The organism is Dyadobacter bucti, assembly GCF_005869225.1.
Taxonomy (GTDB): Bacteria; Bacteroidota; Bacteroidia; order Cytophagales; family Spirosomataceae; genus Dyadobacter; species Dyadobacter bucti.
On the sequence record NZ_SWFP01000008.1, the window covers coordinates 168,449 to 193,940 of the forward strand.

The following is a 25,492-nucleotide window of genomic DNA, read 5'->3' on the forward strand; positions in this document are numbered from 1 at the left end:
GCAGTCTTAAAATACATGTACGACATTACTGTAATTGGAGGAGGAATCGTTGGGCTTGCAACCGCCCTCCGTATCAAAGAGCAAAAGCCCGGACTTAAAATCCTGCTTCTGGAAAAAGAAAACGAGGTAGCGAGGCATCAGACCGGACATAACAGCGGCGTAATCCATTCCGGTCTTTATTACAAACCCGGAAGCCTCAAAGCAACCAATTGTATACGCGGTTACGAAATGCTGCTGGATTTTTGCCGGCGGGAAAACGTTCCGTTTGATCTGTGCGGAAAGGTTGTGGTTGCTACGAGCGAAGACCAAAAGCCCCTTTTACGTAATCTGTATGAAAGAGGCATGCAAAATGGGCTGGTTCAGAACCGCATGATCTCCGCCTCCGAAATCAAGGAAATAGAGCCGCATGTAAACGGATTGGAAGGTATATGGGTGCCCTATACTGGCATTATTGATTACAAAGCGGTTTCAGAAAAATATGCAGAATGCCTGCGAAAGCTGGATGGGGAGATTCTTTTCGGAGAAAAGGTAATTGATATCAAAAGCCGTAATACCTTTTCCGAGGTTGTGTCTGCTACCGGCAAAGTATTTGAAACAAAATTAGTTGTAAACTGCGCAGGACTATATTCTGACAAAGTAGCCCAGCTCACACAACCGGAAACCATAAAAGTCCGCATCATCCCTTTTCGCGGTGAATATTACAAGATACGTCCCGAAAAGCACTACCTCGTCAAAAATCTGATTTACCCGGTACCTGATCCTAATTTCCCTTTTCTTGGCGTACATTTTACCAGGATGATCGAAGGTGGCATTGAAGCAGGACCCAATGCCGTTTTCGCATTTCGGCGCGAGGGTTACAATAAACTGGACATTAATGTGCCGGAACTACTGGATTCGCTGGCATGGCCTGGTTTCAGGAAAGTTGCTGCAAAATATTGGAAAACAGGAATGGGCGAATACTACCGGTCGTTTTCAAAGACTGCATTTACAAAAGCATTACAGAAACTGATACCGGAAATACAGAGCGAAGACCTGATTCCCGGTGGCTCGGGCGTGCGGGCACAGGCATGTGATTATGACGGCGGCCTGCTCGACGATTTCTCGATCATAGAAAATAAAGGCTCGATCAATGTTTGTAACGCACCCTCACCGGCAGCAACCTCGTCGCTGTCGATCGGGCAAACCGTCTCCGAAAGAGTTCTCGCAAGAATGTAGGCAATAATTCTGACGACTTAAAAAACAAAAATCCCTGATTTCTAAATTTGAAACCAGGGATTTTTTATTTAAACCTACCGGTTTAAATCTATTTTTTGGTCTGCGTCAAGCCGAAAGTAACCAAATGAACCAAAGCGAAAATCATAGAGAAATAATAAATGCCTGTATCAGAACCATCCGTCTGAACATGATGCAGATAGGCAATCACCGCAAGTGCTATCGCAAGCAAAATTCCCACTATTCCAACAGTTTTACTCCCGTTCACAATCGACTGCGGCAATTTATCTGACAGGTAGCTGTTTTTGATACCGTAATACAGGTACACATCAAATCCGATAATCATCCACACCAACAAACGGATCCAAGTGTCAAGTGGCAAAAATGCCATCATGAAAAAACAAACGAAAACACCCAGGATTGGCACCAGCGGCACCAGGGGAGTCCTGAATGCCCGGGGCGCATCCGGCATTTGTTTCCGCATGACCAAAACACCTATACAAACCAGGATAAATGCAAACAATGTACCGATACTGGTCATTTCACCCACCACACGAGCCGGAACGAATGCTGCGAAAAGGCTCACGAAAACGAGGAACATGGTATTGCTCTTGACGGGAGTCTGATACTTGGGGTGAACGGCCGAGAATACACGTGGTAACAGACCATCTTTACTCATACTGAAAAACACACGGCTCTGGCCCAGCAACATCACGAGGATCACAGATGCATATCCTGCCAAAATAGCCACGATAATGGCGCGGTTCAACCAAGGATAATCAGGGTGAATGACACCAGCTGCATCCGGTGTTCCCATCGCCTCGATAGCCACTGCCACCGGCGCGATACCGTCCTGACCTTTAAAAGAAGTGTAATTGGTCACGCCAGTCATGACGTGAGCAAAAAGAATGTACAGAATCGTACAAATAACCAGAGAGCCCAGAATCCCGATCGGCATGTCCTTCCGCGGGTTTTTGGCCTCTTGCGCCGCAGTACTCACGGCATCGAAGCCAATATAGGCGAAGAAGACAATGGCGGCAGCTCGAATAATGCCGCTAAAACCATACTCTCCGAACTTCCCGGTGTTCTCGGGAATGTAGGGTACATAGTTGGTGTCATTAATATATTTCCACCCTAAAACAATGAAAATCAGCACGACGGTCACTTTTAAGCCTACAATGATTGCGTTGACCGTAGCACTTTCTTCGGTACCTTTCATTAATAGTAAGCTCACCAGGATCACAATAAAAATTGCAGGCAGATTGATAACACCGCCATCCCACGGGCCCACTGTAAGCGCAGTGGGCAAATGCACATCAAAGCCTTCACAAAACTTGACCAGATACCTGCTCCAGCTAATACTGACCGTCGCGGCACCTACTGCATATTCCAATACAAGGTCCCAGCCAATAATCCAGGCAATGAACTCGCCCATCGTAGCGTAAGAATAGGTGTAAGCGCTACCGGCAACAGGGATCATCGAAGCAAACTCAGCATAACAAAGACCTGCGAACCCGCAACCCAATGCGGCAACAATAAAAGAAATGGTGATCGCCGGCCCGGCCTGGTTGGCCGCAGCGCCGCCGGTAATGGAAAATAATCCCGCCCCGATAATTGCCCCAATCCCCAGGGCGACAAGACTTCCAGGTCCAAGCGTACGCTTTAGCTGGTTGCCTTCTCCACTGGACTCCTGCATTAATTTATCAAGAGGTTTTCTGATCCATAGTTGACTTGCCATATAAACTGGATTCGTTTTTGAAGTTGATAGATGTATAAATCTAAAATAAAATTTGCTAAGTACGTATGATGACAAAATAAAAAGGGGGAAAGTATAATACTTACCCCCTTTTATTCTTTTAAATCCTACGCCTTGATCTTTTTGCTCGCCCCAGGTGCCGTAACGTCTGCGACTGCCAGCGGTGCCGGCTCCTTACTTTGCTGACGCTGTAGCAAATCAACAACAATAGGTGCCGCCACGAAAAGAGACGAATAAGTTCCCACGATCACACCCAGCAACATACAGAATGTAAACCCACGGATCACAGCACCTCCAAAGACCATCAACACAATAAGCACCAGGATCACTGAGATACCAGTAACCGCTGTGCGGCTAAGCGTGCTGTTCAATGCGTTGTTAATGACAGTAGGCAGGCTTTGACCACGCGACTTGTCATCTGCAAGGTAATCCCGGATACGGTCATAAATTACAACCGTGTCATTCATCGAATATCCGATCATGGTAAGGATCGCGCCGATGAACGCCTGGTCTATATCCAGCGACCATGGAAGCCAGCCATTAAACAATGAGAAAATGGCAAGGATAATGACCACGTCGTGAGCCAGGGACACAACCGCTCCGTAGCTGAAGGCAACCCGCTTGAAACGGATAAGGATATATACAAAGTTGGCTGCAAGTGCCAGCAATACCGCGTAAACTGCTGATAACAATGTATCAGAAGCCATTGTCGGACCTACTTTATTGGAACTCACGATTTTTCCAGGATTGTCCTTGATCTTGTTAACACCTTCCATCACCTTCGCCTCTGCCTTCTGATCAGCATCGGGATTTGTATCTTCAATCAGATACGCCGTTGTTATTTTTACCTGGTCAAGGCCACCAAAAGTTTTAACCTCGGTCGTTGATGCAAGTACATCATCCATGATCGTACGCAAATCGTCAGCATCAACATTTTTCTCAAAACGGATCACATAAGAGCGTCCACCTTTGAAATCGATACCAAGTCCAAATCCTTTAAAAATAAAAGAGCCGATCCCGATAGCAATAATGATACCTGAGATGATGTAGAACCTGCGGCGTTGTGATACAAAATCAAAATCATTATCCTTGAACCAGTTTTTGGTCAATGCGGAATAAAAATGAAAAGTCCTGCCTTTTTTGATCTGGTATTCCAGTAAAAGACGGGTGATAAAAATCGCACAAAACAAAGAGGTAAGTAACCCGAGTACGAGTGTCGTGGCAAAGCCCAGTACAAGACCTGTACCGAACGTATAAAGAATGATCCCCGTCAGCAAAGTAGTAACGTTAGAGTCAATAATCGCCGTCATCGAATTCTTGAAACCTTCTTTCACAGCGAGAGCAAAAGGTTTCCCTTCTGCAATTTCAACCTTGATCCCCTCGTAAATCAGTACGTTCGCATCCACAGCCATACCGATTGAAAGCACGATACCGGCAATACCTGAAAGCGTCAGCACGGCACCAAGGGAAGCCATCACACCAAGCAGGAAGAACAAGTTAATAAGCAATGCGATGTCAGCAATCCAGCCCGCTTTGCTGTAATAGGCAAACATGAAAACAAGAACGATTACCAAACCGATAGCCGAAGACCAAAGACCGTCATTGATCGCTTCCGCACCCAGCGAAGAACCTACGACTGCTTCTTCCACTATGTGGGTTGGAGCAGGCAACTTACCCGCTTTCAATACGTTAGACATATCTTTTGTTTCTTCCACGGTAAAATTACCGGTAATGCTGGAGTTACCATTAGGTATCTCGCCTTGTACCGTAGGAGCAGTATAAACAAGATTATCAATAATAATCGCGACAGGACGATTGATGCTGCGGGCGGTAAGAGACCTCCATTTACGGGCACCTTCTCCGTTCATTCGCATTGTTACTTCCGGGCGGCCGCGCTCATCGTAATCGTGGGTAGCGTCTACGATAACATCCCCCTCCATTGCTGCCACACCATTTACTTTTTTGATAAAATACAATGGCAGGATCAACTGATTATTGGTTCCTTCTGATCCTTTACGGTCCCACATAAATACAAGGTCGGCCGGGAATAACGAGCGTACTTCCGGGCGACGAAGGATTTCACTTGCCCTGGCAGTGTCTTTAAGATATACTCCCAGCCCCTGTGGCATCGGCACAAAAAGACTGGTTAGCGCTGCACTTTGGGCTGCCAAAGCCGATGAATCGGATTTAGTAGAATCACCTTTCTGTTCAAGTTGGGCAGCAAGGCCTTCCAATGCTGTCTTCTTTGCAGTATCCGCAGCGGCACTATCAGCACCAGGTTTTGCAGTAGATTTCTGAATGGCATCCTGTTGCGTAAGATATTTTCCCAAGCCGTCAAGCGCAGGTGCTACTTCGTTGGTCAAATATACTTCTGCAAATTCCAGCTTGGCTGCACCGGATAACAAGCGACGCACACGCTCAGGGTTATCAACACCTGGAAGCTCAACCAAAACGCGGTTTTGACCTGGCAAACGCTGAATATTAGGATTGGTAACACCAAATTTGTCTATACGTGCCTGCGTGATCTGGAAAGCACGGTCAATAGATCCGTCGATCTCGGTGTTCAGCATCTTGATAACATCACCGTCCGAAGAGTTGCTGCTGATCTTGCCACGGTTGGCACTGGTCGCAAACACACTTGCCAGACTGGTGTTAGGCGCCTCAGCCTTATAAGCTGCCGCGAAACGGTCGATAAATGTCTTGTTGCTGGCTGATTTATCTTCACCTGCCTTTTTCAGGGCATTCTGGAAAGTAACGCTTCTTGCATTTCCGCCAGCCATTCCTTTCAATATATCCGCCGGAGCTACTTCAAGTACCACGTGCATACCACCCTGAAGGTCAAGACCCAGGTTAAGTTCACGTTCCATTACCTCTTGCAAAGTGTGACCTATGTATACATCTTCACGCCAGAGTGAGTCGATATAACGTTGTTTTTTTGCAGGATCCACCTCTCCTTTGGCATCTGTGGCGTAAACGATCGCCTTACTCTTGATGTTCCTGGAAACAAAAGTAAAGGACAGATAATAAACGCTAATCAGGGCGAGCACAATGGTCAACCCAATTATTCCATTCTTATTAGTCATTGTTATTTATAAAAATTGAGAAAGAAAATCTTTGAGAAATACACTTAAATTCGAAGTTAATTATTTGCATATCAAACAATTAGTAACCACGAAATAAATTGGCGGACAAACCCTACGGGGCGTTGGTGACTATATACTTCCCGAAGACTCTGTGGAAGTAGGAGAAGAGAAAAACAGATTCCTTAAATGCTATCCGGGAACAAAATTCGTCCTGAACAAAATCCCAGACCGGTTGCGGAAGAAAATAGAAATAATGAGAAAAATCGAAAGAAATCGCGGGCGTGATAACAGCATTCAGTGACAATGTGCTCACTTTGGCCTGATCGCCCTCCGGCAATTGTTCATTACCTTGTTTTACATCCTTCGAGACAGATTTGTTCTCTGAAGAATATTTTTTAACCAAACCCGACGCATCCGACCACGACCGCATGCCTGCTACCATCAGAAGCATGATGGCCAGCATTAAGCTGATTGTCTGGTTGATAACTCGGGTTGTTTTCACGTATTGTTACGGTATTCCTTATAAACCGCAAATTTTGTTTTAAAAAATTACAATCGCAAGCAATATTTTGGGGAATGTTTCCCCAGCTATTTTTTCAATCTTCCGTACTTGCGCATAATTTCCAACACTTTGTCTTTGGGAAGTTCCTCTACCTTATGTCGCTGCGTCCCCTCTGAGGTTTTTGCCATAAAGAGCGAGTTGATAATCGCCTCTTCCGTTGATTCGATAGCAGCAAGAAAAAGAGGCGACACATAGTCATTATGTAAATAGCTTGCGCTGAAAGTGGGCTCAGCCGCCTCATGCAATACGCGGTTCGCCGTCGAAAATGCAATCACATAATCACCACTCCCATTTGCAGCAATCCCTCCGGTTTGTGCCATTCCAAGCATTACCCGTTTGGCGAGGCGTTTCAAATTTCTTGCATCCAAAGGCGCATCCGTAGCAATAATCATCATGCAAGATCCGTCTGATGATTTATCCAGAGATTCTTTAAATGAGTATTTCCCAAGTTCTTCGCCAACAGGAACCCCATTTACTTTCAGCACGCCGCCAAAGTTGGTCTGTACCAAAACCCCCACAGTATATCCACCCAGTTTCTGGGATAGTACGCGGGAGGATGTACCGATTCCACCTTTCCACCCAAAACAGACCGTTCCGGTTCCCGCACCGACATTTCCCTCCTGAACCGCACCACCTTCCGCCTGCGCCAGGGCGTTGAGAACATGTTCTTTCTTTACATGCCTACCGCGGATATCATTTAAAAAAGCGTCGTTGGTTTCTCCCACTACCGGGTTTACTGAGCGTACATTTTCATTTCCTTTCTGGCCTAATGTCCAGTCAATAATCGCGTCGGAGGCGGTAGGAACGTTTAGAGTATTCGTCAATACAACAGGAGTTTCTATTGTCCCCAATTCCTCTACCTGCGAAAAGCCGGCGAGTTTCCCAAATCCGTTTCCAATGTAAATAGCTGCAGGAACCTTTTCCTGAAAAAGATTACCGCTGTGCGGAATGATAGCCGTTACCCCGGTCCGGATATCCGCGCCTTCGATTAGTGTAACCTGACCTACCCGTACGCCGGCAACGTCAGTGATGGCATTCAGTTTGCCGGTTGGCAGAACGCCTATTTTTATACCCAGCTCACGCGGACGCATCTGCGCGGAGACGGATAAATTGAGCAGACAAAAAAGTAAAAGTAGATTTAGTCGCATAAAGAAACCCTTTATTTTAAAAGGTAAATTAGTAAAAAGCCACCGGTAAAGTATGATTTACCAGTGGCTAAATATTGACCCTTACTCTACTGACATCACCCGGTTCAAAAATCGATCTCCATAAACTCAGTCGTCATTAGGACGGGCTTTCGCAGGATCTATAACAGTTTCCATCCGGCTGACCGCTGATCCGCTAAACAACCCCAAAGGCTTTTTTCCGTTCGGATTGGTATTGGTAACATTGGATTTTATATTCGCGATCGGCGTTGCAAACAATCCTCCATTTGCCGCCTGCTCACTTACCTGTTTCAAAAATTCAAAAGTTTCACCTGTAATACTGTGCAGTTCCACGCCCACAGATGCTCCCGCAGAATACAAAGAATCGGTTGTAATCGCCTGACGAAGCGGCAGGATAAATATCAGTCCGTCAGAAGGGGCACCCGCACTAAACGCCGCGTCGTATGCGATCGAAATGTTAACAGCCTTTTCCACAACAGCCTTACCCGAAATGACCGGCTTAATCCAGTAAGTATCTCCTGCCCCGACGAAATCCCTGGCATAAAACTGGGCAATATAACCTTCCTGAGGACCTTTATCCGGCTTAAATGGTAATTTCTCCTTTTCATATACCACTGAGTCTACTGCCGGCACCCTCTTGATCTGAGTTGTAGCCGTATAAATATCATCCTCATTTTTTATCCGCAGATTATAAGTCCGCCCGATATGTCCAAGGGTGTCATTCGTTGGTGTCCATACATACTTTCCATTTCCTGCCAGGTCTTCGAACTCATAAACCATTCCCTTATCGTCGGTAACGGTTACCTCAGCATTCAAAACAGGTTTCGGCGCTCCGTTATCAAAATAACTTGATGACCAGCTAAGCGTGATGGTTTGCGGCCCGGCCTGGTTAGTAATCCAGCCGTCGACCACCAGTTGGGTAGGACCTGTCTGGGTTTCCAGGTCAATAACATCCTCGCAGCTGGTGAGTGCAGTTAACGCACCCAAGAAAAACACACCGGTTATCAGTTTATTGATGTTGTCTGTTTTTATAAAATTTTTCATCGTTTCTATTTTCAGGCCAAAAGAAAAATCAGGTTGTTTATCTTAATAATGGGTTCCAATGGGCTCAGAACTTGAAATTATAGGTGACCGAAGGTATCATGCTACCGATAACAGAGTAGCGAACAGCCTCTGTTCTAAGTGGTGTACCTTCATTCGCCCTGGTGTATACGGAAAACGCATTTCTACGATTGTACACGTTATAGATCGAAAATACCCATTCACCTTCACCAATTGAGAAAAGCTTTTTCTTCGCTTTCAAAGTAGCAGCCAGATCCAACCGGTGGTAAGCCGGGATGCGGTTATTGTTTCTCGCGCCATCATAATTATTCCCGATCGGAAATCCTCCGACGTCATAACGGTTGGTAGGGAAAGTAGCAGGAGTACCTGTTGCAAACGTGAAATTCGCCGAGAGCGATAATCTTCTCCGAAGTTCATAAATGGCGACCGAAGTGAAGTTATGAGGCTTATCAAATCTTGCCGGAAACCAGTTATCATTGTTGATCGTCTCCACCTTGCGTTCCGTTCTGGACAAAGTATAGCTCACCCAGCCCGTTAGTTTCCCCTTGTTTTTTTTCAGATAAAACTCAGCACCATATGCCCGCCCTTTCCCAAAAAGCAAATCCCCTGTGACAAACTGGTTCAAGAGCAACTCTGAGCCGGGCACATAGTCGATCTGGTTATAAAGTTTTTTGTAATACACCTCAACCGATGCTTCATAAGTGTTATCCTTGAAATTCTGAAACCATCCTAACGCCACCTGATCCGCTTTTTCGGGCGCAATCAACGGCGAACTCAACGTCCACACATCGAGTGGCGAACTGGCAGCAGTATTGGACAGAAGATGCAGGTACTGCGCGGTACGGTTATAGCTTGCTTTAATAGAAGTGGTTGAATTCAAGCCGATATTAAGAGACGCCCTGGGCTCCCAATTGCCGTAACTTTTGATCACATCCCCTTTTTCGTATTCCGTCCCGGGAAACACCGGCAACTTGCGCTGACCTTTGTCTACTTCGATGTAATCATATTCGGTACCCGGTCCGAGGCTTCTGAAATAAGAATAGCGAACGCCGTACTGCAACGAAATCCGGTCTGAAAGTTTTTGCTCATTACCAATGTAAAGCGCCCATTCGTCAGCATACTTCGGTTCCAGGCTTATGTCCGTATTCTCACCTTCCGACACCGCAATCGCCTTTCCGGGACGTGTATCATAATAAATATATTGCCCACCGAAGGTCAGCTGATTGTTGGGTGTGAGGTAATAGGTAAAATCGGGTTTGATGCTGGTACTGATAATCTTGGATTTCCAGTCAAACTTATCCTTGGCATTCGGATCATTCTGATTTTGGCCGAGATTGTAGTCATAATTACTGTAATAACCAGTCAGGTTCATGAACAGCTTGTTGGAAAAAATATGGTTCCAACGGCCCGTAGCAGTGGCATTTCCCCAACCAAAACCGAAATCCCCACCTCCGAAAACATCTTTTCCGAAATAACCCGATGCATAAAAGGTATCCTTATCGCCCAACCGGTAATTTACTTTCGCGGTAAGGTCGTAAAAGAAAAACTTCGAGTCCTTCAGGTCTGAGTTCAGGAAAGGCTTGGCGAGTACATCGATATAAGATCTCCTCCCGGCAACAATAAATGAACCGTTTCCTTTGGCAAAAGGCTGCTCATAAGTAAGACGGGAAAAAATGGACCCGATACCTCCGTTGATTTCACGTTTTTTGGAATTACCTTCTTTCATCCGCACATCCAGGATAGAAGAAATCCGGCCGCCATACTGCGAAGGGATCCCCCCCTTTATCAGCTTCACATCCTTCACCGCATCCGGATTGAAAACAGAAAAGAACCCAAACAAGTGAGAGGAATTGTAAACCGGTGCTTCATCGAGCAACACCAGGTTTTGGGAAATATCACCTCCGCGGACATTAAATCCGGAAGCGCCTTCCCCAACTGTTGTAACACCCGGCAAAAGCTGAATACTGCGTATCAAATCCACTTCGCCAAGAAGTGCAGGCATTTTCCGGATGGTTTTCATTTCCACCTTGTTCACCGACATTTCAATACCTCTCACGTTTTCATCCGCCTTCTGGGTCGAAATCGTCACTTCCGCCAGTTCGTTGCTTTGGTCGGACATTTCGATGCTCACCGTCCTGTCAGCATCGAGCGCCACAGGCTTTTCTACCTTTTGATAACCGATATAACTAAACACGAGTGTGTAGGAACCGGCTGGCAGCGTAATGGAATAAAAACCATACGTATTGGTAACCACACCTGTTTCCGCCTCCCTAACGTACACAGATACGCCGATCAACCCCTCGCCGTTTGCCTGATCTTTGATGAATCCGCTGACTGTATGCCGGTCCTGGGCTACTACTGGAAACGTCAGGCTAAGCAAAAGCAGGACAAAGCAATTGTTGAGTATTTTATTTTTCATGTGCTAATAGATGGTAAGTTCTGTTGTGTTTAAACCTAAATTTCAAAAATTATCAGAAATTGAATTTTTCCCTTTTCTGAATGACAACTCAGCCGGGGTTTACCCTTTTGGTTTCTGATAAAAATATTCCGAGCCAATTTTACCGACGAACAAAGCACGTGTTTATGAGGATAATATCTTAGAAAAAAATGATGAACTGCCGAAAAAACGGAATAAGTGGGCAAAATGAAAAAATCAGGCACTTAAAAAGAATATAACTTTTTTAAGATATTTTTGACACCAAACCTTTGTCGGTGCATTTCGCAAGTAATGCTGCGGACGTTTCACCAAGCAATGGATGTACAAAATCAGGGGCGATTTCGGCCAGCGGTATTAATGTAAAAAGACGGTCCTGCAGACGTGGGTGAGGGAGGGTAAGCACGGCGGTATCGAGGATCAGGTCCTGATAATATAACAAGTCGATATCAATGACCCTGGCGCCCCAGCGTTCGTACCGGACACGTCCGAGCTCATGCTCGATGTCCAGGATGTTTCTTAGAACTTTTTCGGGGGCCAGTGAAGTTTCTGCCCGGATCACCTGGTTCAGAAAAGCAGGTTGATCCGTGATTCCCCAGGGTGCAGTTTCGTAAATAGATGATTCAATACTGATGTGCCCCACGTTTTTACTGATCAGATTACGTGCAGACTCCATGATCAGTAACCTGTCACCGAGGTTGGATCCGAGAAGAAGATAAATGCTGTTCAGACCTGCTATCATGGAGTATTGTAAAACAATCAGGTTGAAACACGAAAAAAAGGACTTCCCGGTTAAGAGAGAAGTCCTTTTTATAAAATCATTCTAATGTCTCAGAACGTAAGCGTTCCTTTGTCGTATGCTTTTTGTATAGTAGCTTCGATACCATTTTTATTGATGGTGCGAAGAGCAGAAGTAGCTACTTTCAACGTAACCCACTCTCCGGTTGAAGGAAGGAAGAAACGTTTCTTTTGCAAATTCGGGAAGAATTTACGTTTTGTTTTATTGTTAGCGTGAGAAACGTTATTTCCAACGCGAGTTCTTTTACCTGTAATTTGACAAACCTTAGCCATAACCTTGCAATTTTTCCAAATGAGGGTGCAAAGATGTGCAATTATTTTTCTTTGAGCAAGTGTAGGTAAAAATAATTTTTCAAAAAACCCCTGCTTACCATCTCATTCTGAACCCGACTCCATGAATATTATCAATCCGGATGTCGGGATCGCCGGACAGATATTTACGTAATCTTGAAATAAAAACATCCAGGCTACGTCCCATGAAATAATCATCATCTCCCCAGATCGCCTTCAGAAGTTCATCTCTCCTGATCACCTGATCTGTCCTTTCAGCCAGATATTTGAGCACTTCCGCCTCTCTGAAAGTGAGATTCTGACGGGTCTCATCAATTGTAAGGGTAAGTTTTTGAAAGTCAAATGCATACTTTCCTACCTGGCTGGAATTTACCTTAACCGGCACCGGCTGATCCGACTTGCTCCTGCGCAAAAAAACATCGATCCGTAATTTCAGTTCTTCGATGCTGAAAGGTTTGGTAACATAATCGTCGGCTCCGAGTTTAAGCCCTTTGATCTTATCCTCCTGAAGAGCCCTGGCCGTGAGAAAAAGGATCGGCACCTGGCTATCCGCGCTTCTGATCTTTTCGGCCAGGGTAAACCCGTCCATTTTCGGGAGCATGATATCCAGTACGCAAATATCGAAATGGTCTTTTCCGAAAAAGTCGAGTGCCTGTTTCCCGTCCACGGCATGCACTACCTCATAATCATACTCCTCCAGATTATCCTTGGTTGCAAAAGCCAGGTTCGGGTCGTCTTCGACGTATAAAATTTTCTTTTTCATGCCTGCGGAATCGTAATTTTAAATGTGCTGCCTTCGCCCAGTGTACTTTCAAGATCCAGCCGCCAGCGGTGCGCCCTGACGATCTGTTTCACATAACTAAGCCCGATCCCGAATCCTTTTACATTGTGCACATCACCATAAGGGATCCTGAAAAACTGGTTAAAGATTTTTTTCTGATACTCCGGCGCAATGCCGATGCCCTGGTCACGGACAGCTATCACAAGATTTTTGCCCTGATTATAAGTTTCCACAGCGACGTGCGGCACATCATTGGAATATTTCAGCGCATTGTCTATCAAGTTATTGATCACACATCTGAAATGAAAAGTATCAGCATCTATAAATGTATTTGACGCATTGCAATTGAACTTCACTTTGTCCTCAAAAGGCAGCAAAATGGACCGGATCATTTCTTCCGCGTTGAAGTTTTCCTTCTGCAAAGTCAGTACATCCCGCTCGGCCTTAGCCATCGATAAAACCATTTCAACCTGTCCCTGCAGGCGCAGAATTTCATCCTGCACGATCTGCACATATCTTTTGTGCCTGACCGGCTGCGTCACGATGTTTTCTGAGTTCAGTACATCCGCGGCGATCCGGATTGTTGAAATAGGCGTTTGCAATTCGTGGGTCATGTTATTGACAAAATCCCGCTGCACTTCCGATAATTGCTTTTGTCTCAAAATTATAAAAAGCGCATACGCAAAAAATGATACCGCCACGAGCACAAGAATCGACGACCATATTGCGCTGTTCATGCTCCCTGCGAAATAGGTTTCCTGTTCCGGAAAACGCACACCGAAGTAGTAGGGATACTTATCGGTTTTAATCCAGTTTGATGTCAGTGTCGCAGCCTTTTTATCATTGTCCTTTGTGCTGAGCGACATGCCATAACGCATACGGTTGGTTGTACAATCATAAATCCCCACCTCAAAATCAGTGATCAGATTATGCGTATGAAAGCTGTCTTTAATGAAAAGTTCGAGAAGATCAGGCTGCGTGGTAGCATTGGTGTTGACCAGAAAATATTCCGGGGAAAGCTGCTCCACAGGGTTTGTAGTCTGCATGACCCCACTCACTTTGGCCAGCTTTCCGGCCACATCCTGCAAGGCGACGTGAGCATTCTGATTAAACTGCCGGTGCCGCAGATCGAGGGCCTGTTTTACCCAAAATATCTGTGTGATAACCACCCCGCAGATCAGCAGCGCAGAAAATACAACAAGCAATTGAATGGTACGACGGGACATTTACTGTTACTGGTGTCAAAAATGAAACGCTAAGATATCATGGAATCGCAGGGCATGTCATGGAGATGCTATGTTTAACATTTCATTAACTTCTTATATTCCCTGCCCACCGTCGCTGATTTCTATAAATAGTATTGTACCAGCCCTTCCAAAGGTGATTTCAAAATCCGACCCGGTTTCAAGTCGGACTTCTGCAAGGCAGCTTTAAGGATATCCTGATAATAGTAAGCGACGGAACCCGTAAAATGTACCGGATACTTTTCGGGATCTTTATGTTTACAAATGTATTTTTTGATAAAAATCTGAAATGCTTCACGCACCAGATCATTGATGAAAGGAAGTTCAATATTGTCTGAGATGAATGTTGAAAATGAGGCAAAATAACGGTTAGGATACGGTTTTTTGTAAGCATGCTCCAATACCGACAGCCGGTTGATCTCAGGATATTCCGCAGCAAAGCTTTGATGAAGCGCCGCAGGCAACTCATTTTGCAGGTAATGTACAACCAGTGTTTTACCAAGATAAGACCCGCTTCCCTCGTCTCCCAGCCAAAAACCCAGTGATCCAATGGAATGGACAATATTTTTACCGTCGTAAAAAGCGTTATTGGCTCCCGTACCCAAAATACAGGCCAGTCCGGGTTCATGCCCGCATAGTCCGCGTGCAGCTCCCAACATATCCGAGGCAGTCTCAACGATCCGCGCAGATGTAATACAATGCTTCAATGCATCGTAAACCGGCCGCCCCGATTTTTCGTCCGCACAGCCGGCACCATAGAAAAATATACTGTCGATATCATCACCCAGATGCGGCAAAACTTCATTTTCCAGTACGGGGATGATTTCACCGGCCGTCTGATAAAAAGGATTAATTCCAGCAGATTGAAAGCGGATCATATCCGAGCCGGGATTGATGGCTACCCAGTCAGTTTTGGTAGATCCGCTGTCGGCTATTAGAAATGGGGTTGAATGCATTGTTTTTAACAGGCTGTCGGCTGCCAGCTTTTTTTGCCTCATTTTTGATGATTTTGAGCTTATTTCTTTGCGTATCTTACGTTCCGGCTAATTCAGTAGCTTTCCGATTTTGTCAAAACGTTCGAAAACTTTTTCGGTATGGGGGGCATCGCCAAGCTCTTTTGTCAAATCCTGCCCGGCCCAGTGTTCATAATGATGTCCGTTACGCCAGAGCCTCGATTTGCTCACATCATAAATAACCCCTTTGAACGCACACCAGATTTCTTCGCGGTCCTGCCCGTTCCGAAGCGCCAGTTGCGCCCTTGTATATTCTTTCATTAAATCCTTTTTTGGCTGCAATTTAATGATAACCACCTTTGCGCATGAAATAAAAATGATCTTGCCGGAATATTTTGATAATAAGACTAAAATGTAAGAACTTGGCGTTTTGTTAAGACAATCATGAAAAAATAATATGAAAAAAAGTTACTCTCTTCTTTGGTGTACATTGTTGGCTCTCACACTATTTGCCGCCGGTTGTAAGGAAAAGGTAAAACCAATATCAGAACGTATTGCCAAAGCATGGACCGCAGAAACAGTGAAACATGGGAGTACAGTTGTCTATTCAAAAGCAGGTTCCAGCACTGTACCTGGTTATTCGGGCTTCCGGCTTACATTAAATAATTCGTCCGGCACAAAAACTGTAACCTATACCGAGTGGAACGGAGATACATTTACCGGCACCTGGGACGTGGAAGGCGAAACCAAACTGGTCTTGAAAGGCCTTACTCCTCAGCCTACCGGCAGCGGCGGAACAATTGAATTTACTATTTCATCCCTTGACGATGCCAAGGTGGTTCTTACCAGGCTTACAGCCAGCCCAAAAACAGGCGGGACCATTAATGAATATACTTTGAGCAATCCATAGTTTTGAGATCCACAGGCTTCTGACCTGCGTAATCAAACAATGATATTTTACAAAAGCGAAGCTATTTTCTCCGGAAAGCGGCTTCGCTTTTTTTATTTAATTTTACGGAATGGAAACTAGAACCGAAATAAGCAGCCTGGGAGAATTCGGGCTTATCAAGAGAATTAATGAAGGTGTAAAAAATATGCTGCCGGATACGATTAAAGGAATAGGTGACGACGCGGCAGTTTTTGATATAGGGGAAGAATATGGTTTGTTAACATCCGATATGCTGCTTGAAGGCGTGCATTTCGACCTTACTTTTTTCCCTTTAAAACATCTTGGCTATAAAGCGATCGCTATCAATGTGTCGGACATTGCTGCAATGAACGGTGTTCCAAGGCAAGTGATTGTGAATCTCGCTCTGAGCAACCGATTTTCGGTAGAGGCAATAGATGAATTGTATTCTGGAATAAAAGCTGCCTGCTCAGATTTTAATGTCGACCTGGTTGGCGGCGATACTTCTTCCTCCCGATCAGGACTATTGATTTCGGTCAGCGTTTTTGGCAAGATTAAAAAAGACAAAATTACTTATCGGAACACCGCCAAACCGAATGACCTGCTGTGTGTCACAGGCGATCTTGGTGGAGCTTACCTTGGTTTGCAATTATTGGAAAGGGAAAAACAGGTTTTTCTGGCCAATCCGGAAATGCAGCCGGAGCTGGAAGGAAAGGATTATGTAGTACAACGCCAGTTGCGCCCGGAAGCGCGTATGGACGTGATCTATGAACTGGAAGAAGCCGGCGTGATACCTACGTCCATGATCGACGTCTCCGATGGCCTGGCCTCTGATCTGCTGCATATTTGCGCACAGTCGCAGGTAGGAGCGGTTGTGGTAGAAGAAAGACTGCCCATAGACGAACAAACTTACCTGGCTGCATCCGAGCTCAACATCGGACCGGTGACGGCAGCTTTGAACGGAGGAGAAGATTATGAGCTGCTTTTTACCGTTTCTCAAACTTCTTATGAGCTCATTAAGAACAACCCGAAAATTAGCGTAATCGGTTATATAACCGACAATAAAGAGGAAATTGTACTCCATACCAAAGCAGATAGTCGCGTGCCTATCACAGCCCAGGGATGGACATAAAACAAATCGAGTCTGTAATGCCAAGCAGCATAGCCAAACCGGTTATGCTGCTTTTTTATTCCACTAGCTCATAAAACAAACTCTATGTAAGCAGCCAAAAACATGACGCAACCGGTAGGTGCCTTTCATCGTACTAACAACAAAACCAATTCATCTCTAACAATAAAATAAAATACGATGAAATTATTTCCATTAACCCGCATGCTTTTGGCCGTGGGATTTCTGCTGGCAGTCAGCATTTCCTGCTCTGACGATGACGACACGCCTGATCCGGTAGAGACATTCGACATTCAGGAAAAAGACAGTAAAGCCGGGAAGGTTTTAACTGACAAAGACGGAAAAACGCTGTACTTTTTCACAAAAGATGTTGCCGGAATGTCCGCCTGCTCCGGTAACTGCCTTGCCAACTGGCCAGTATTTACCGTCGCGAACCCCAAGTTGGGCGCAGGATTAAATGCGGCGGATTTCGGAACAATCACACGGGCAGAGGGCGGAACGCAGGTAACTTACAAAGGCTGGCCATTGTATTATTTCAAAAATGATGCAGCGGCCGGAGATGTGAACGGTGAAAATGTGGGTGGTATATGGTTTGTTGCCCGCACGAGCTACTCTTTGATGCTGGGTAATGCGCAGCTGGTAGGCAATGATGGCAAATCGTATAAATCGGACTATACCGAAGGAACGGGAGAAACTCAATTCTTGGTTGATGACCTCGGTCGCACGCTTTATGCTTTCGCAAACGATAAAAAGAATAAAAACAATTTTACCAAGCCAGATTTCAGCAATGATGCTGTTTGGCCGGTATACACCGCCGAGTTGAAAGATATACCATCTGCAATTGACAAAACACTTTTCGGTGTGATCGATGTTTTTGGTAAAAAACAACTTACCTACAAAGGCTGGCCATTATATTATTTTGGATTAGATGCGATGGTTCGTGGTGCTACCAAGGGGGTTAGCGTTCCGAGGCCGGGAGTCTGGCCAATTGTCAATAAGGATTCACCAAATGCGCCTGACTAAATTGCAATTTGTTACAAAGTAATGAAAAGTGGCTTTCCGCATGGATCGCCACTTTTTTAGTGAACGGCCTTAAAATTACATTGTTTACCTGCCCCAGCCGGTGATCAGGTTTTCGAATTTTTCCTGCAGAAAGAGTGTACGTTTTCCCGCCAGTCCATCCGCCACAGGCAGTTCGCCGATCTGAACTACTGGCATTACCCACTTAGTTGTGCTTGTTGTGAAAATCTCATCCGCGGTTACCACTTCTCTGTAAGTCACCGGACGCACTTCTATCTCAAAATCCGATGCGGCGAGTTCCAACACAACCCGGCGCGTAATCCCATTTAAAATATTGCGGTCAGAGGTAATCAGCTTGTCCCCGCTGAAAATAAAAATATTGCTTCTGGTAAGCTCGCTCACTTCTCCGTCCTTGTGAAACAACAGATCGGCTGCCTGCTGCCTTCGCATTTCTTCCGCCATGAGCACCATGTGTACGTAGTTCGTAGTTTTGACCTCCGGCAGGTCACGCACATATTCGTAAGGCAGTACTTTTATTCCTTTCAGCCTCCCCGCGGGATTATCCTGCGGAAGCGGCTCCGTCCGAATCAGGAAATTAGGTTCTACGACATTTACACTATCCGGCGCATACCCGCCCGTCAGTACAAAGCGAAAAGCAACTTCGTTTTCACCCGACATGGCCAGTAAGTCCGCCAGTACTTTTTCGGTTTCCCCCTGCGTGGCAGGCAAAGTCAGTTTGAGCAAACGGGCCGAATTTTCAAATCGCTGCCAGTAATCATTCCATCGGAACGGTACGCCATTGTATGTCCTGAAATAATCAAATAATCCAAAACCGCGCAGCAGTCCCAGGTCGTTCGTTTTGAAAACAGGGCTGTCAATTGGTAAGATCTCCCCGTTGAAATATTGATAAAAAGGCATACAACTGATCGGTTAAATACAATGCGCACTGAATCCCAAATATATTGAAATGTTCGCGTTTACTTCGGAATCACCGGAAACCGGACATTTTTTCCTATTTTGCAAACATCTCCGAACTGGAAAACCGTTATCCTTAAATCTCGCAGGAACTGTGATTAGCGCAGCTCTTTATTATACTTCGAATGATTAACCCTGAACAATTACTCCAGAAACTGCAAACCGAGTTCGATCAGCATGTTTATGGTGAAAATCCCGCAGAACTATACGAGCCTATCAAATACATCATGTCCCTGGGCGGTAAACGCTTTCGGCCGCTGCTCACGCTGCTGGCGGCCTCTATCTATACAAACGAGTGGGAAAAGGCGCTGAAACCGGCGATGGCCGTAGAGGTTTTTCACAATTTCACTTTGATGCACGATGATATTATGGACCAGGCACCGCTCAGGCGCGGAAATCCGACCGTACATCAAAAATGGAATGCCAACACTGCAATATTGTCGGGAGATGTAATGTTGATCAAAGCCTATGACCTCCTGCTGGATATACCGAAAGAGCAGCTTCGCAGGGTATTGTCGCGCTTCAACCAAACCGCGGCGGAGGTTTGTGAGGGTCAGCAGCTGGACATGAATTTCGAGACACGCTGGGATGTTACCGAAGAAGAATATCTTGGCATGATCCGTCTTAAAACATCGGTTTTACTTGGTTTTGCAATGGAACTGGGAGGGATCGTAGGTGGTGCAGATGATCATTCAACGCAGTTGTTATACGCCGCCGGAGAAAATATGGGGATCGGGTTTCAGCTCAAAGATGACCTCCTGGATGTGTACGGAGACCCTTCCAAGTTCGGGAAACAGGTAGGCGGTGATATTATTTCCAATAAAAAGACTTTCCTGCTGATTGAAGCACTTTCCAAGGCAACGGGAGAAACAAAAATTGAACTGGAAAAATGGATCTCCCTGAAAACTTTCGACAAAAGTGAAAAAGTGGAGGCGGTCAGCGCTATTTACGAGACATTGGATATACGTACTTTTACAGGACAAAAGATCCGCGAATATTTCACGCGCGGTATCAGCAGCCTTGAACAACTTAACATCAGCAGCGAACGGAAAGAGCCGCTACTGGAATTTGTCCACAAGCTGGTCGACCGAGAAAATTAATTAACCGGGCCGGCTATTTTTAAATTAGATAAAACAGATAAAAACCATGTCAATTACCCTCATACTTGTGATCATTACCTGCGGGATCAGTTATTATGCTTTTAATAACCCCAGCCTGATGGAAAAGCTGATCCTGAATCCCTACAAAGTAACCAAACGCAATGAGTACTACCGATTTGTGACATCCGGATTTGTTCACGCTGATTTCGGGCACCTGATCTTCAATATGCTCAGTTTGTGGTTTGTAGGAGAAGGCATTGAGCGGCTTTTCTCAATGCTTTTCGGCCCGAACGGTTCTATTTATTACCTGTTCCTGTACATCGTCGGGATCATCGTGTCGGATATCCCCACGTTCCTGAAACATCGTAACAGTTCAAACTACAACTCTCTGGGTGCGTCGGGCGGCGTTTCGGCGGTTCTTTTTGCAGCTATTCTGTATGCACCGCTGATGAGTATATGCCTCTACTTTTTTATATGTATGCCCGGATTTATCTTCGGACTGCTGTTTTTAGGCTATTCTTTTTATGAATCCAAAAGAGGTACAAGCTATGTAAACCACAGCGCGCACATGTTCGGCGCTATTTTCGGAATGGTGTTTATGGCTATTGTTTATCCGAGTGCGGTACCGCAATTTTTTGCACAGATCCTGAGCTGGAGACTATTTTAATTCCGCCAGCACGGTAATACTACCAACAGTCTTATCCTGAAGATTAACCTTTATTTCTGCGTCGAGAGGCAGGAAGATATCGACTCTTGAGCCAAACTTGATAAAACCCATCTCCGTACTCTGCTCTACTTTGTCGCCTTCTTTCACGTACCAGCGGATACGCCGTGCGGCAGCTCCTGCGATCTGACGGAATAAAATATCAACGCCCTCAATGGTACGGATTACAATTGTTGTACGCTCATTGTCGGTACTTGATTTGGGGTGCCAGGCAACAAGATAAAGCCCGGGATGGTATTTAAAATACTGAATTACCCCGCTGATCGGGTTCCAGTTGATATGCACATTGAGCGGTGACATAAATATGCTGATCTGCCTCCTCGGGCCTTTGAAATACTCATTTTCTACAATTTCCTCGATCACCACCACTTTTCCGTCACAGGGAGCAACGATCTGGCGGTCGCTTTTATGGACGGTTCTTTTCGGAACACGGAAAAATTGCACGACAAGCAGAAAAACAAAGATACTAGCCACCAGCACAATACGTGGGATCCAGTAGCCTTCCGGAAGAAGAAAACGGATACCCAAATTGATCAATATCAATACGATGGCTGTTACCGCCATTATTGTATATCCTTCTCTGTGCAATTTCATCTAGTGTAAGTTTCGTTTAAAAATGGCCTTTAAAATACAAATATCGTATAAATACTGATTTACTTTCAATCAAAAAGGCCCTGCCAACCCGTTTTGGGAAGGCAGGGCCAAGTTTTTTCAGAAAACAGTTAAGAAATTCACTGGCTACTCAATCACCACACAATCCCCATTCTTCACTTCGTGCTCAACCTTTTTAAATTTAACATCCCTTAAAATACGTCCGTCACGGTATTGAACGGAAACTTTCTGATTTCTGTCCGCAATCTTGATCGTCCTTACAGGCTGGGTCTTTGTAGTGGATTCCATCTGGCGACCGTATTCATTTGGGCCGTCAAGTTCCGGCGTTTCGAATTCCTCTTCACGGTTGGTATGCAACGCAGGTGCAGGCGCCGGGCGACGTACCGTCTGTTGAACCGCCGTAGCAGGAACCGCTTCTTCCTGAGGGATATCTGCCTTCATCAGGAACGAAATCATGTCGAAATTTACTTTGCTCAAAAAGCGTTTGAACAATTCAACAGATTCAAATTTATAGATCAGTAATGGATCTTTCTGTTCGAACACGGCATTCTGAACGGATTGCTTCAAATCGTCCATCTCGCGCAAATGCTCTTTCCACTCCTGATCGATCAACGAAAGTACAATCGCTTTTTCCATTTCGTGCGTGATTTCACGGCCCTCATTTTCAAGAGCCTTTTTGAGACCAACCACAACGCCCGTTTGCCTGATACCATCGCTAAACGGAATCATGATTTCGGTAATCGTGCCACCGCGCTCTGCGTGGATAGATCCGAGTACCGGAAGGGCTTTTTGGGAAATAGCCGAATTTTTTTCCTGATACTGCTTTTCCGCAGCTTCATAGAGTTTTTGAGAACGATCGGCTGGTTTGAAAGCAGCATATTCATGCTCGGTATATGGCAGTTCCATTCCCAGCGTGGTAATAGCCGCCAGTTCCAGTTCGGCATAAGTACCAGCTGTGCTTACCAGCTCATCGCAAACATCATATAAAGTATTGGCTATATCCACCGCCAGACGTTCTCCGAAAAGCGCATTGCGGCGACGTGTATAAATCGCATCACGCTGATAGTTCATGACATCGTCATATTCCAGCAAGCGCTTCCGCATACCAAAGTTGTTTTCTTCTACTTTTTTCTGAGCACGCTCGATCGATTTCGTGATCATGCCGCTCTGGATCACTTCTCCCTCTTCCAGCCCCATCCGGTCCATTACCTTCGCCATCCGGTCGGACCCGAACAAACGCATCAGGTTATCTTCCAGCGAAACGAAGAATTGAGATGAACCCGGGTCACCCTGACGTCCCGAACGACCTCTCAACTGCCTGTCGACACGGCGGCTTTCGTGGCGCTCCGTACCGATAATGGCAAGACCGCCCGCCTGTTTGGATTCCGGTGTCAGTTTTATATCCGTACCACGGCCGGCCATGTTCGTCGCGATAGTCACAGTACCGGGCTTACCAGCTTCGGCAACAACTTCCGCTTCTTTCTGATGTTGCTTTGCGTTCAGTACCTGGTGCTGAATTTTACGCAGTGTAAGCATCCGGCTGATGATCTCGGAATTTTCAACCGAAGTTGTACCGACCAAAACAGGCCTTCCGGCTTCAACCAGCTCTACGATCTCATCTGTTACCGCATTGTATTTCTCACGTACCGAACGGTAAACTTTATCCTCATGATCTTTACGGACCGCACTCACATTCGTTGGAATGGATACTACGTCCAGTTTGTAAATTTCCCAGAACTCGCCCGCTTCCGTTTCCGCAGTACCCGTCATACCAGCCAGCTTGTGGTACATACGAAAGTAATTCTGCAGGGTTACGGTCGCATAAGTTTGCGTAGCATCTTCAACCCTTACACTTTCCTTCGCTTCAATCGCCTGATGCAGACCATCGGAGTAGCGACGGCCATCCATAATACGACCGGTCTGTTCATCAACGATCTTTACCTTTCCGTCCATGATCACGTATTCCACATCTTTTTCAAAAAGCGTGAATGCTTTCAAAAGCTGGTTTACTGTATGGATACGGGCGGTTTTTACAGAATAATCACGGATGAGGGCTTCTTTTTTCAAGATTCGCTCCTGCTCTGTGAGTGAAGGATCTTTTTCAATCACATCCAGATCGACAGCGATATCCGGTAAAATGAAGAAATTGGTTTCATCAGATTCTCCTGTCAGGAAATCGATCCCTTTTTCTGTTAGCTCAATGCTGTTGTGACGCTCATCAATAGTAAAATAAAGAGGTGCATCGGCCACCGGCATTAATTTCTGATTTTCGGCCAGGTGTATTGACTCCGATTCCTGCATCAATGCTTTGATCCCCGATTCACTCAGGTACTTGATCAAAGGCTTGTATTTTGGCATACCTCTATGTGCCCTGAACAATGCAAGCGCTCCTTCTTTTTTATCACCGGCAGCGATTTTTTTCTTCGCATCATTCAGAAAATCCATGGCCAGTTTTTTCTGAGCCTCTACAATCCTGGCTACACGTGGCTTTAATTCAAGATACTCCTGCTCGTCGCCGCGAGGTACCGGGCCGCTGATGATCAAAGGTGTACGTGCATCATCGATCAACACGGAGTCAACCTCATCGACCATCGCGAAATGATGCTTGCGCTGAACGAGTTCTTCGGGCGTTCGTGACATATTGTCACGGAGGTAATCAAAACCGAACTCATTATTGGTACCGTAGGTAAGGTCCGCTTTGTAAGCATTTCTGCGGGCAACGGTATTAGGTTGGTGGCGGTCGATACAATCGACACTCATGCCGTGGAACTCAAAAAGAGGCGCATTCCACTCCGCATCACGCTTGGCTAGATAGTCGTTGACGGTTACAATGTGAACTCCTTGTCCGGCCAGGGCATTAAGGAAAGCCGGCAGGGTTGCTACCAATGTTTTACCTTCACCCGTTGCCATTTCAGAAATTTTCCCCTGGTGCAAAACCACACCACCAATCAGCTGAACGTCATAATGTAACATGCTCCATTTGATAGGCTGGCCGATCACATCCCAGGTCGTGTTCCAGAATGCCTTGTCTCCCTCAATCGTCACGTGTGATTTTCTGGTGGCTATTTCACGGTCAAAAAACGAAGCAGTTACTTCGATTTTTTCATTATCCTTGAAACGGCGTGCGGTGTCCTTTACTATTGCAAATGCCTTTGGAAGAATATCCAGAAGAACCCTTTCAAGCTCTTTATTCCGATCCAGTTCCAGGGCATCGATTTTTTTAAAGATAGCTTCCTTGCTGTCCACATTCGGCTCGTCGTTTGCTTGTTGTCTCAAAGCGGCAATCTGATCGTCGATAGATTGAAGTTGATTAGCAATATGCTGTTTCAGACCTTCAGACTGAGCACGTAATTCATCATTGGTGAGCGAGGCCAGCAAGGCGTATTCGGCATTCACTTTATCAACATACGGGGTTAACTCCTTTAAATCCCGTTCTGATTTTGTACCAAATAGCTTCGAAAATATTTTAAACATGACTTTTTATATAATGTTTTAATCGTTCATTTTATTCAAAAATATTGAGCCTGCATCCGTTCTGATGTCAGTTTGTCAGCAAAGCTATCATTTTCAACCTCAAAGGTAATTCATTGACCATACTATTCTGCAACATCTTTAAGAATCCTAATAGAACTCTAATTTTTTTGTAACCATTTTCAAAACATGCCCTTTCCGGCAATCCATGA

General features: G+C 45.4%; 21 protein-coding genes. 6 read left to right on the forward strand and 15 right to left on the reverse strand.

Features of this window, described 5'->3' with window-relative positions:
• Positions 1–15: 15 nt before the first annotated feature.
• Positions 16–1,215: an L-2-hydroxyglutarate dehydrogenase gene (gene lhgD / locus FBF61_RS24745; RefSeq protein ID WP_138482383.1), complete on the forward strand. Its 1,200-nt coding sequence runs from the start codon at positions 16–18 to the stop codon at positions 1,213–1,215.
• A gap of 88 nt (positions 1,216–1,303) precedes the next feature.
• Here the strand turns inward: lhgD and FBF61_RS24750 are convergent, their stop codons facing one another.
• The 12 genes from FBF61_RS24750 to FBF61_RS24805 form a co-directional block, all read right to left on the reverse strand.
• The gene (locus tag FBF61_RS24750) at positions 1,304–2,950 is read right to left on the reverse strand and encodes an amino acid permease (RefSeq protein ID WP_138482385.1); all 1,647 of its coding nucleotides are present in this window, start codon (positions 2,948–2,950) and stop codon (positions 1,304–1,306) included.
• Positions 2,951–3,075: 125 nt separating this feature from the next.
• A complete protein-coding gene (secDF, locus tag FBF61_RS24755; RefSeq protein ID WP_138482387.1) occupies positions 3,076–6,051 on the reverse strand; it encodes a protein translocase subunit SecDF in 2,976 nt (991 codons plus the stop codon).
• A 112-nt stretch (positions 6,052–6,163) separates the two neighbouring features.
• On the reverse strand, positions 6,164–6,553 hold the full coding sequence (locus FBF61_RS24760) for a hypothetical protein (RefSeq protein ID WP_229215206.1): 390 nt from the start codon (positions 6,551–6,553) through the stop codon (positions 6,164–6,166).
• Positions 6,554–6,639: 86 nt separating this feature from the next.
• Positions 6,640–7,761, reverse strand: a complete 1,122-nt coding sequence (locus FBF61_RS24765; protein ID WP_138482389.1) for a DmpA family aminopeptidase — start codon at positions 7,759–7,761, stop codon at positions 6,640–6,642.
• Positions 7,762–7,887: 126 nt separating this feature from the next.
• On the reverse strand, positions 7,888–8,823 hold the full coding sequence (locus FBF61_RS24770; protein ID WP_138482391.1) for a DUF4249 domain-containing protein: 936 nt from the start codon (positions 8,821–8,823) through the stop codon (positions 7,888–7,890).
• A gap of 64 nt (positions 8,824–8,887) precedes the next feature.
• Entirely contained in the window at positions 8,888–11,260 is a 2,373-nt protein-coding gene (locus tag FBF61_RS24775) for a TonB-dependent receptor (RefSeq protein WP_138482393.1), read from the reverse strand.
• Between the two features lie 262 nt (positions 11,261–11,522).
• A complete protein-coding gene (gene folK, locus FBF61_RS24780; RefSeq protein ID WP_138482395.1) occupies positions 11,523–12,017 on the reverse strand; it encodes a 2-amino-4-hydroxy-6-hydroxymethyldihydropteridine diphosphokinase in 495 nt (164 codons plus the stop codon).
• A gap of 89 nt (positions 12,018–12,106) precedes the next feature.
• A complete protein-coding gene (gene rpmB, locus FBF61_RS24785) occupies positions 12,107–12,346 on the reverse strand; it encodes a 50S ribosomal protein L28 (RefSeq protein WP_026632020.1) in 240 nt (79 codons plus the stop codon).
• A gap of 94 nt (positions 12,347–12,440) precedes the next feature.
• Positions 12,441–13,127, reverse strand: a complete 687-nt coding sequence (locus tag FBF61_RS24790; protein WP_138482397.1) for a response regulator transcription factor — start codon at positions 13,125–13,127, stop codon at positions 12,441–12,443.
• On the reverse strand, positions 13,124–14,371 hold the full coding sequence (locus tag FBF61_RS24795; RefSeq protein WP_138482399.1) for a sensor histidine kinase: 1,248 nt from the start codon (positions 14,369–14,371) through the stop codon (positions 13,124–13,126). Before FBF61_RS24795 ends, FBF61_RS24790 begins: the two co-directional genes overlap by 4 nt.
• 122 nt (positions 14,372–14,493) lie before the next feature.
• On the reverse strand, positions 14,494–15,387 hold the full coding sequence (locus tag FBF61_RS24800; RefSeq protein WP_229215207.1) for an N-acetylglucosamine kinase: 894 nt from the start codon (positions 15,385–15,387) through the stop codon (positions 14,494–14,496).
• Between the two features lie 45 nt (positions 15,388–15,432).
• Positions 15,433–15,663, reverse strand: coding sequence for a cytochrome b5 domain-containing protein (locus FBF61_RS24805; protein ID WP_138482402.1), 231 nt, complete (start codon positions 15,661–15,663; stop codon positions 15,433–15,435).
• A 136-nt stretch (positions 15,664–15,799) separates the two neighbouring features.
• Between FBF61_RS24805 and FBF61_RS24810 the strand changes: the two genes are divergently transcribed.
• The 3 genes from FBF61_RS24810 to FBF61_RS24820 all read left to right on the forward strand — a co-directional run bounded on the left by FBF61_RS24810 (position 15,800) and on the right by FBF61_RS24820 (position 18,401).
• Positions 15,800–16,252: a hypothetical protein gene (locus FBF61_RS24810; protein ID WP_166444605.1), complete on the forward strand. Its 453-nt coding sequence runs from the start codon at positions 15,800–15,802 to the stop codon at positions 16,250–16,252.
• 109 nt (positions 16,253–16,361) lie between these two features.
• Positions 16,362–17,381: a thiamine-phosphate kinase gene (gene thiL, locus FBF61_RS24815; protein WP_138482404.1), complete on the forward strand. Its 1,020-nt coding sequence runs from the start codon at positions 16,362–16,364 to the stop codon at positions 17,379–17,381.
• Between the two features lie 177 nt (positions 17,382–17,558).
• Positions 17,559–18,401, forward strand: a complete 843-nt coding sequence (locus tag FBF61_RS24820; protein WP_229215208.1) for a hypothetical protein — start codon at positions 17,559–17,561, stop codon at positions 18,399–18,401.
• Positions 18,402–18,485: 84 nt separating this feature from the next.
• Here the strand turns inward: FBF61_RS24820 and FBF61_RS24825 are convergent, their stop codons facing one another.
• On the reverse strand, positions 18,486–19,316 hold the full coding sequence (locus FBF61_RS24825) for an aminotransferase class IV (protein WP_138482406.1): 831 nt from the start codon (positions 19,314–19,316) through the stop codon (positions 18,486–18,488).
• 185 nt (positions 19,317–19,501) lie between these two features.
• Between FBF61_RS24825 and FBF61_RS24830 the strand changes: the two genes are divergently transcribed.
• Positions 19,502–20,473, forward strand: coding sequence for a polyprenyl synthetase family protein (locus FBF61_RS24830; RefSeq protein ID WP_374756632.1), 972 nt, complete (start codon positions 19,502–19,504; stop codon positions 20,471–20,473).
• Positions 20,474–20,519: 46 nt separating this feature from the next.
• On the forward strand, positions 20,520–21,140 hold the full coding sequence (locus tag FBF61_RS24835) for a rhomboid family intramembrane serine protease (RefSeq protein WP_138482410.1): 621 nt from the start codon (positions 20,520–20,522) through the stop codon (positions 21,138–21,140).
• Here the strand turns inward: FBF61_RS24835 and FBF61_RS24840 are convergent.
• Both FBF61_RS24840 and secA read right to left on the reverse strand, forming a co-directional pair.
• Positions 21,132–21,791, reverse strand: a complete 660-nt coding sequence (locus tag FBF61_RS24840; protein WP_138482412.1) for a phosphatidylserine decarboxylase family protein — start codon at positions 21,789–21,791, stop codon at positions 21,132–21,134. The two genes, FBF61_RS24835 and FBF61_RS24840, sit on opposite strands and share 9 nt — an antisense overlap.
• A 144-nt stretch (positions 21,792–21,935) precedes the next feature.
• Positions 21,936–25,283: a preprotein translocase subunit SecA gene (gene secA / locus FBF61_RS24845; RefSeq protein WP_138482414.1), complete on the reverse strand. Its 3,348-nt coding sequence runs from the start codon at positions 25,281–25,283 to the stop codon at positions 21,936–21,938.
• Positions 25,284–25,492 lie beyond the last annotated feature (209 nt).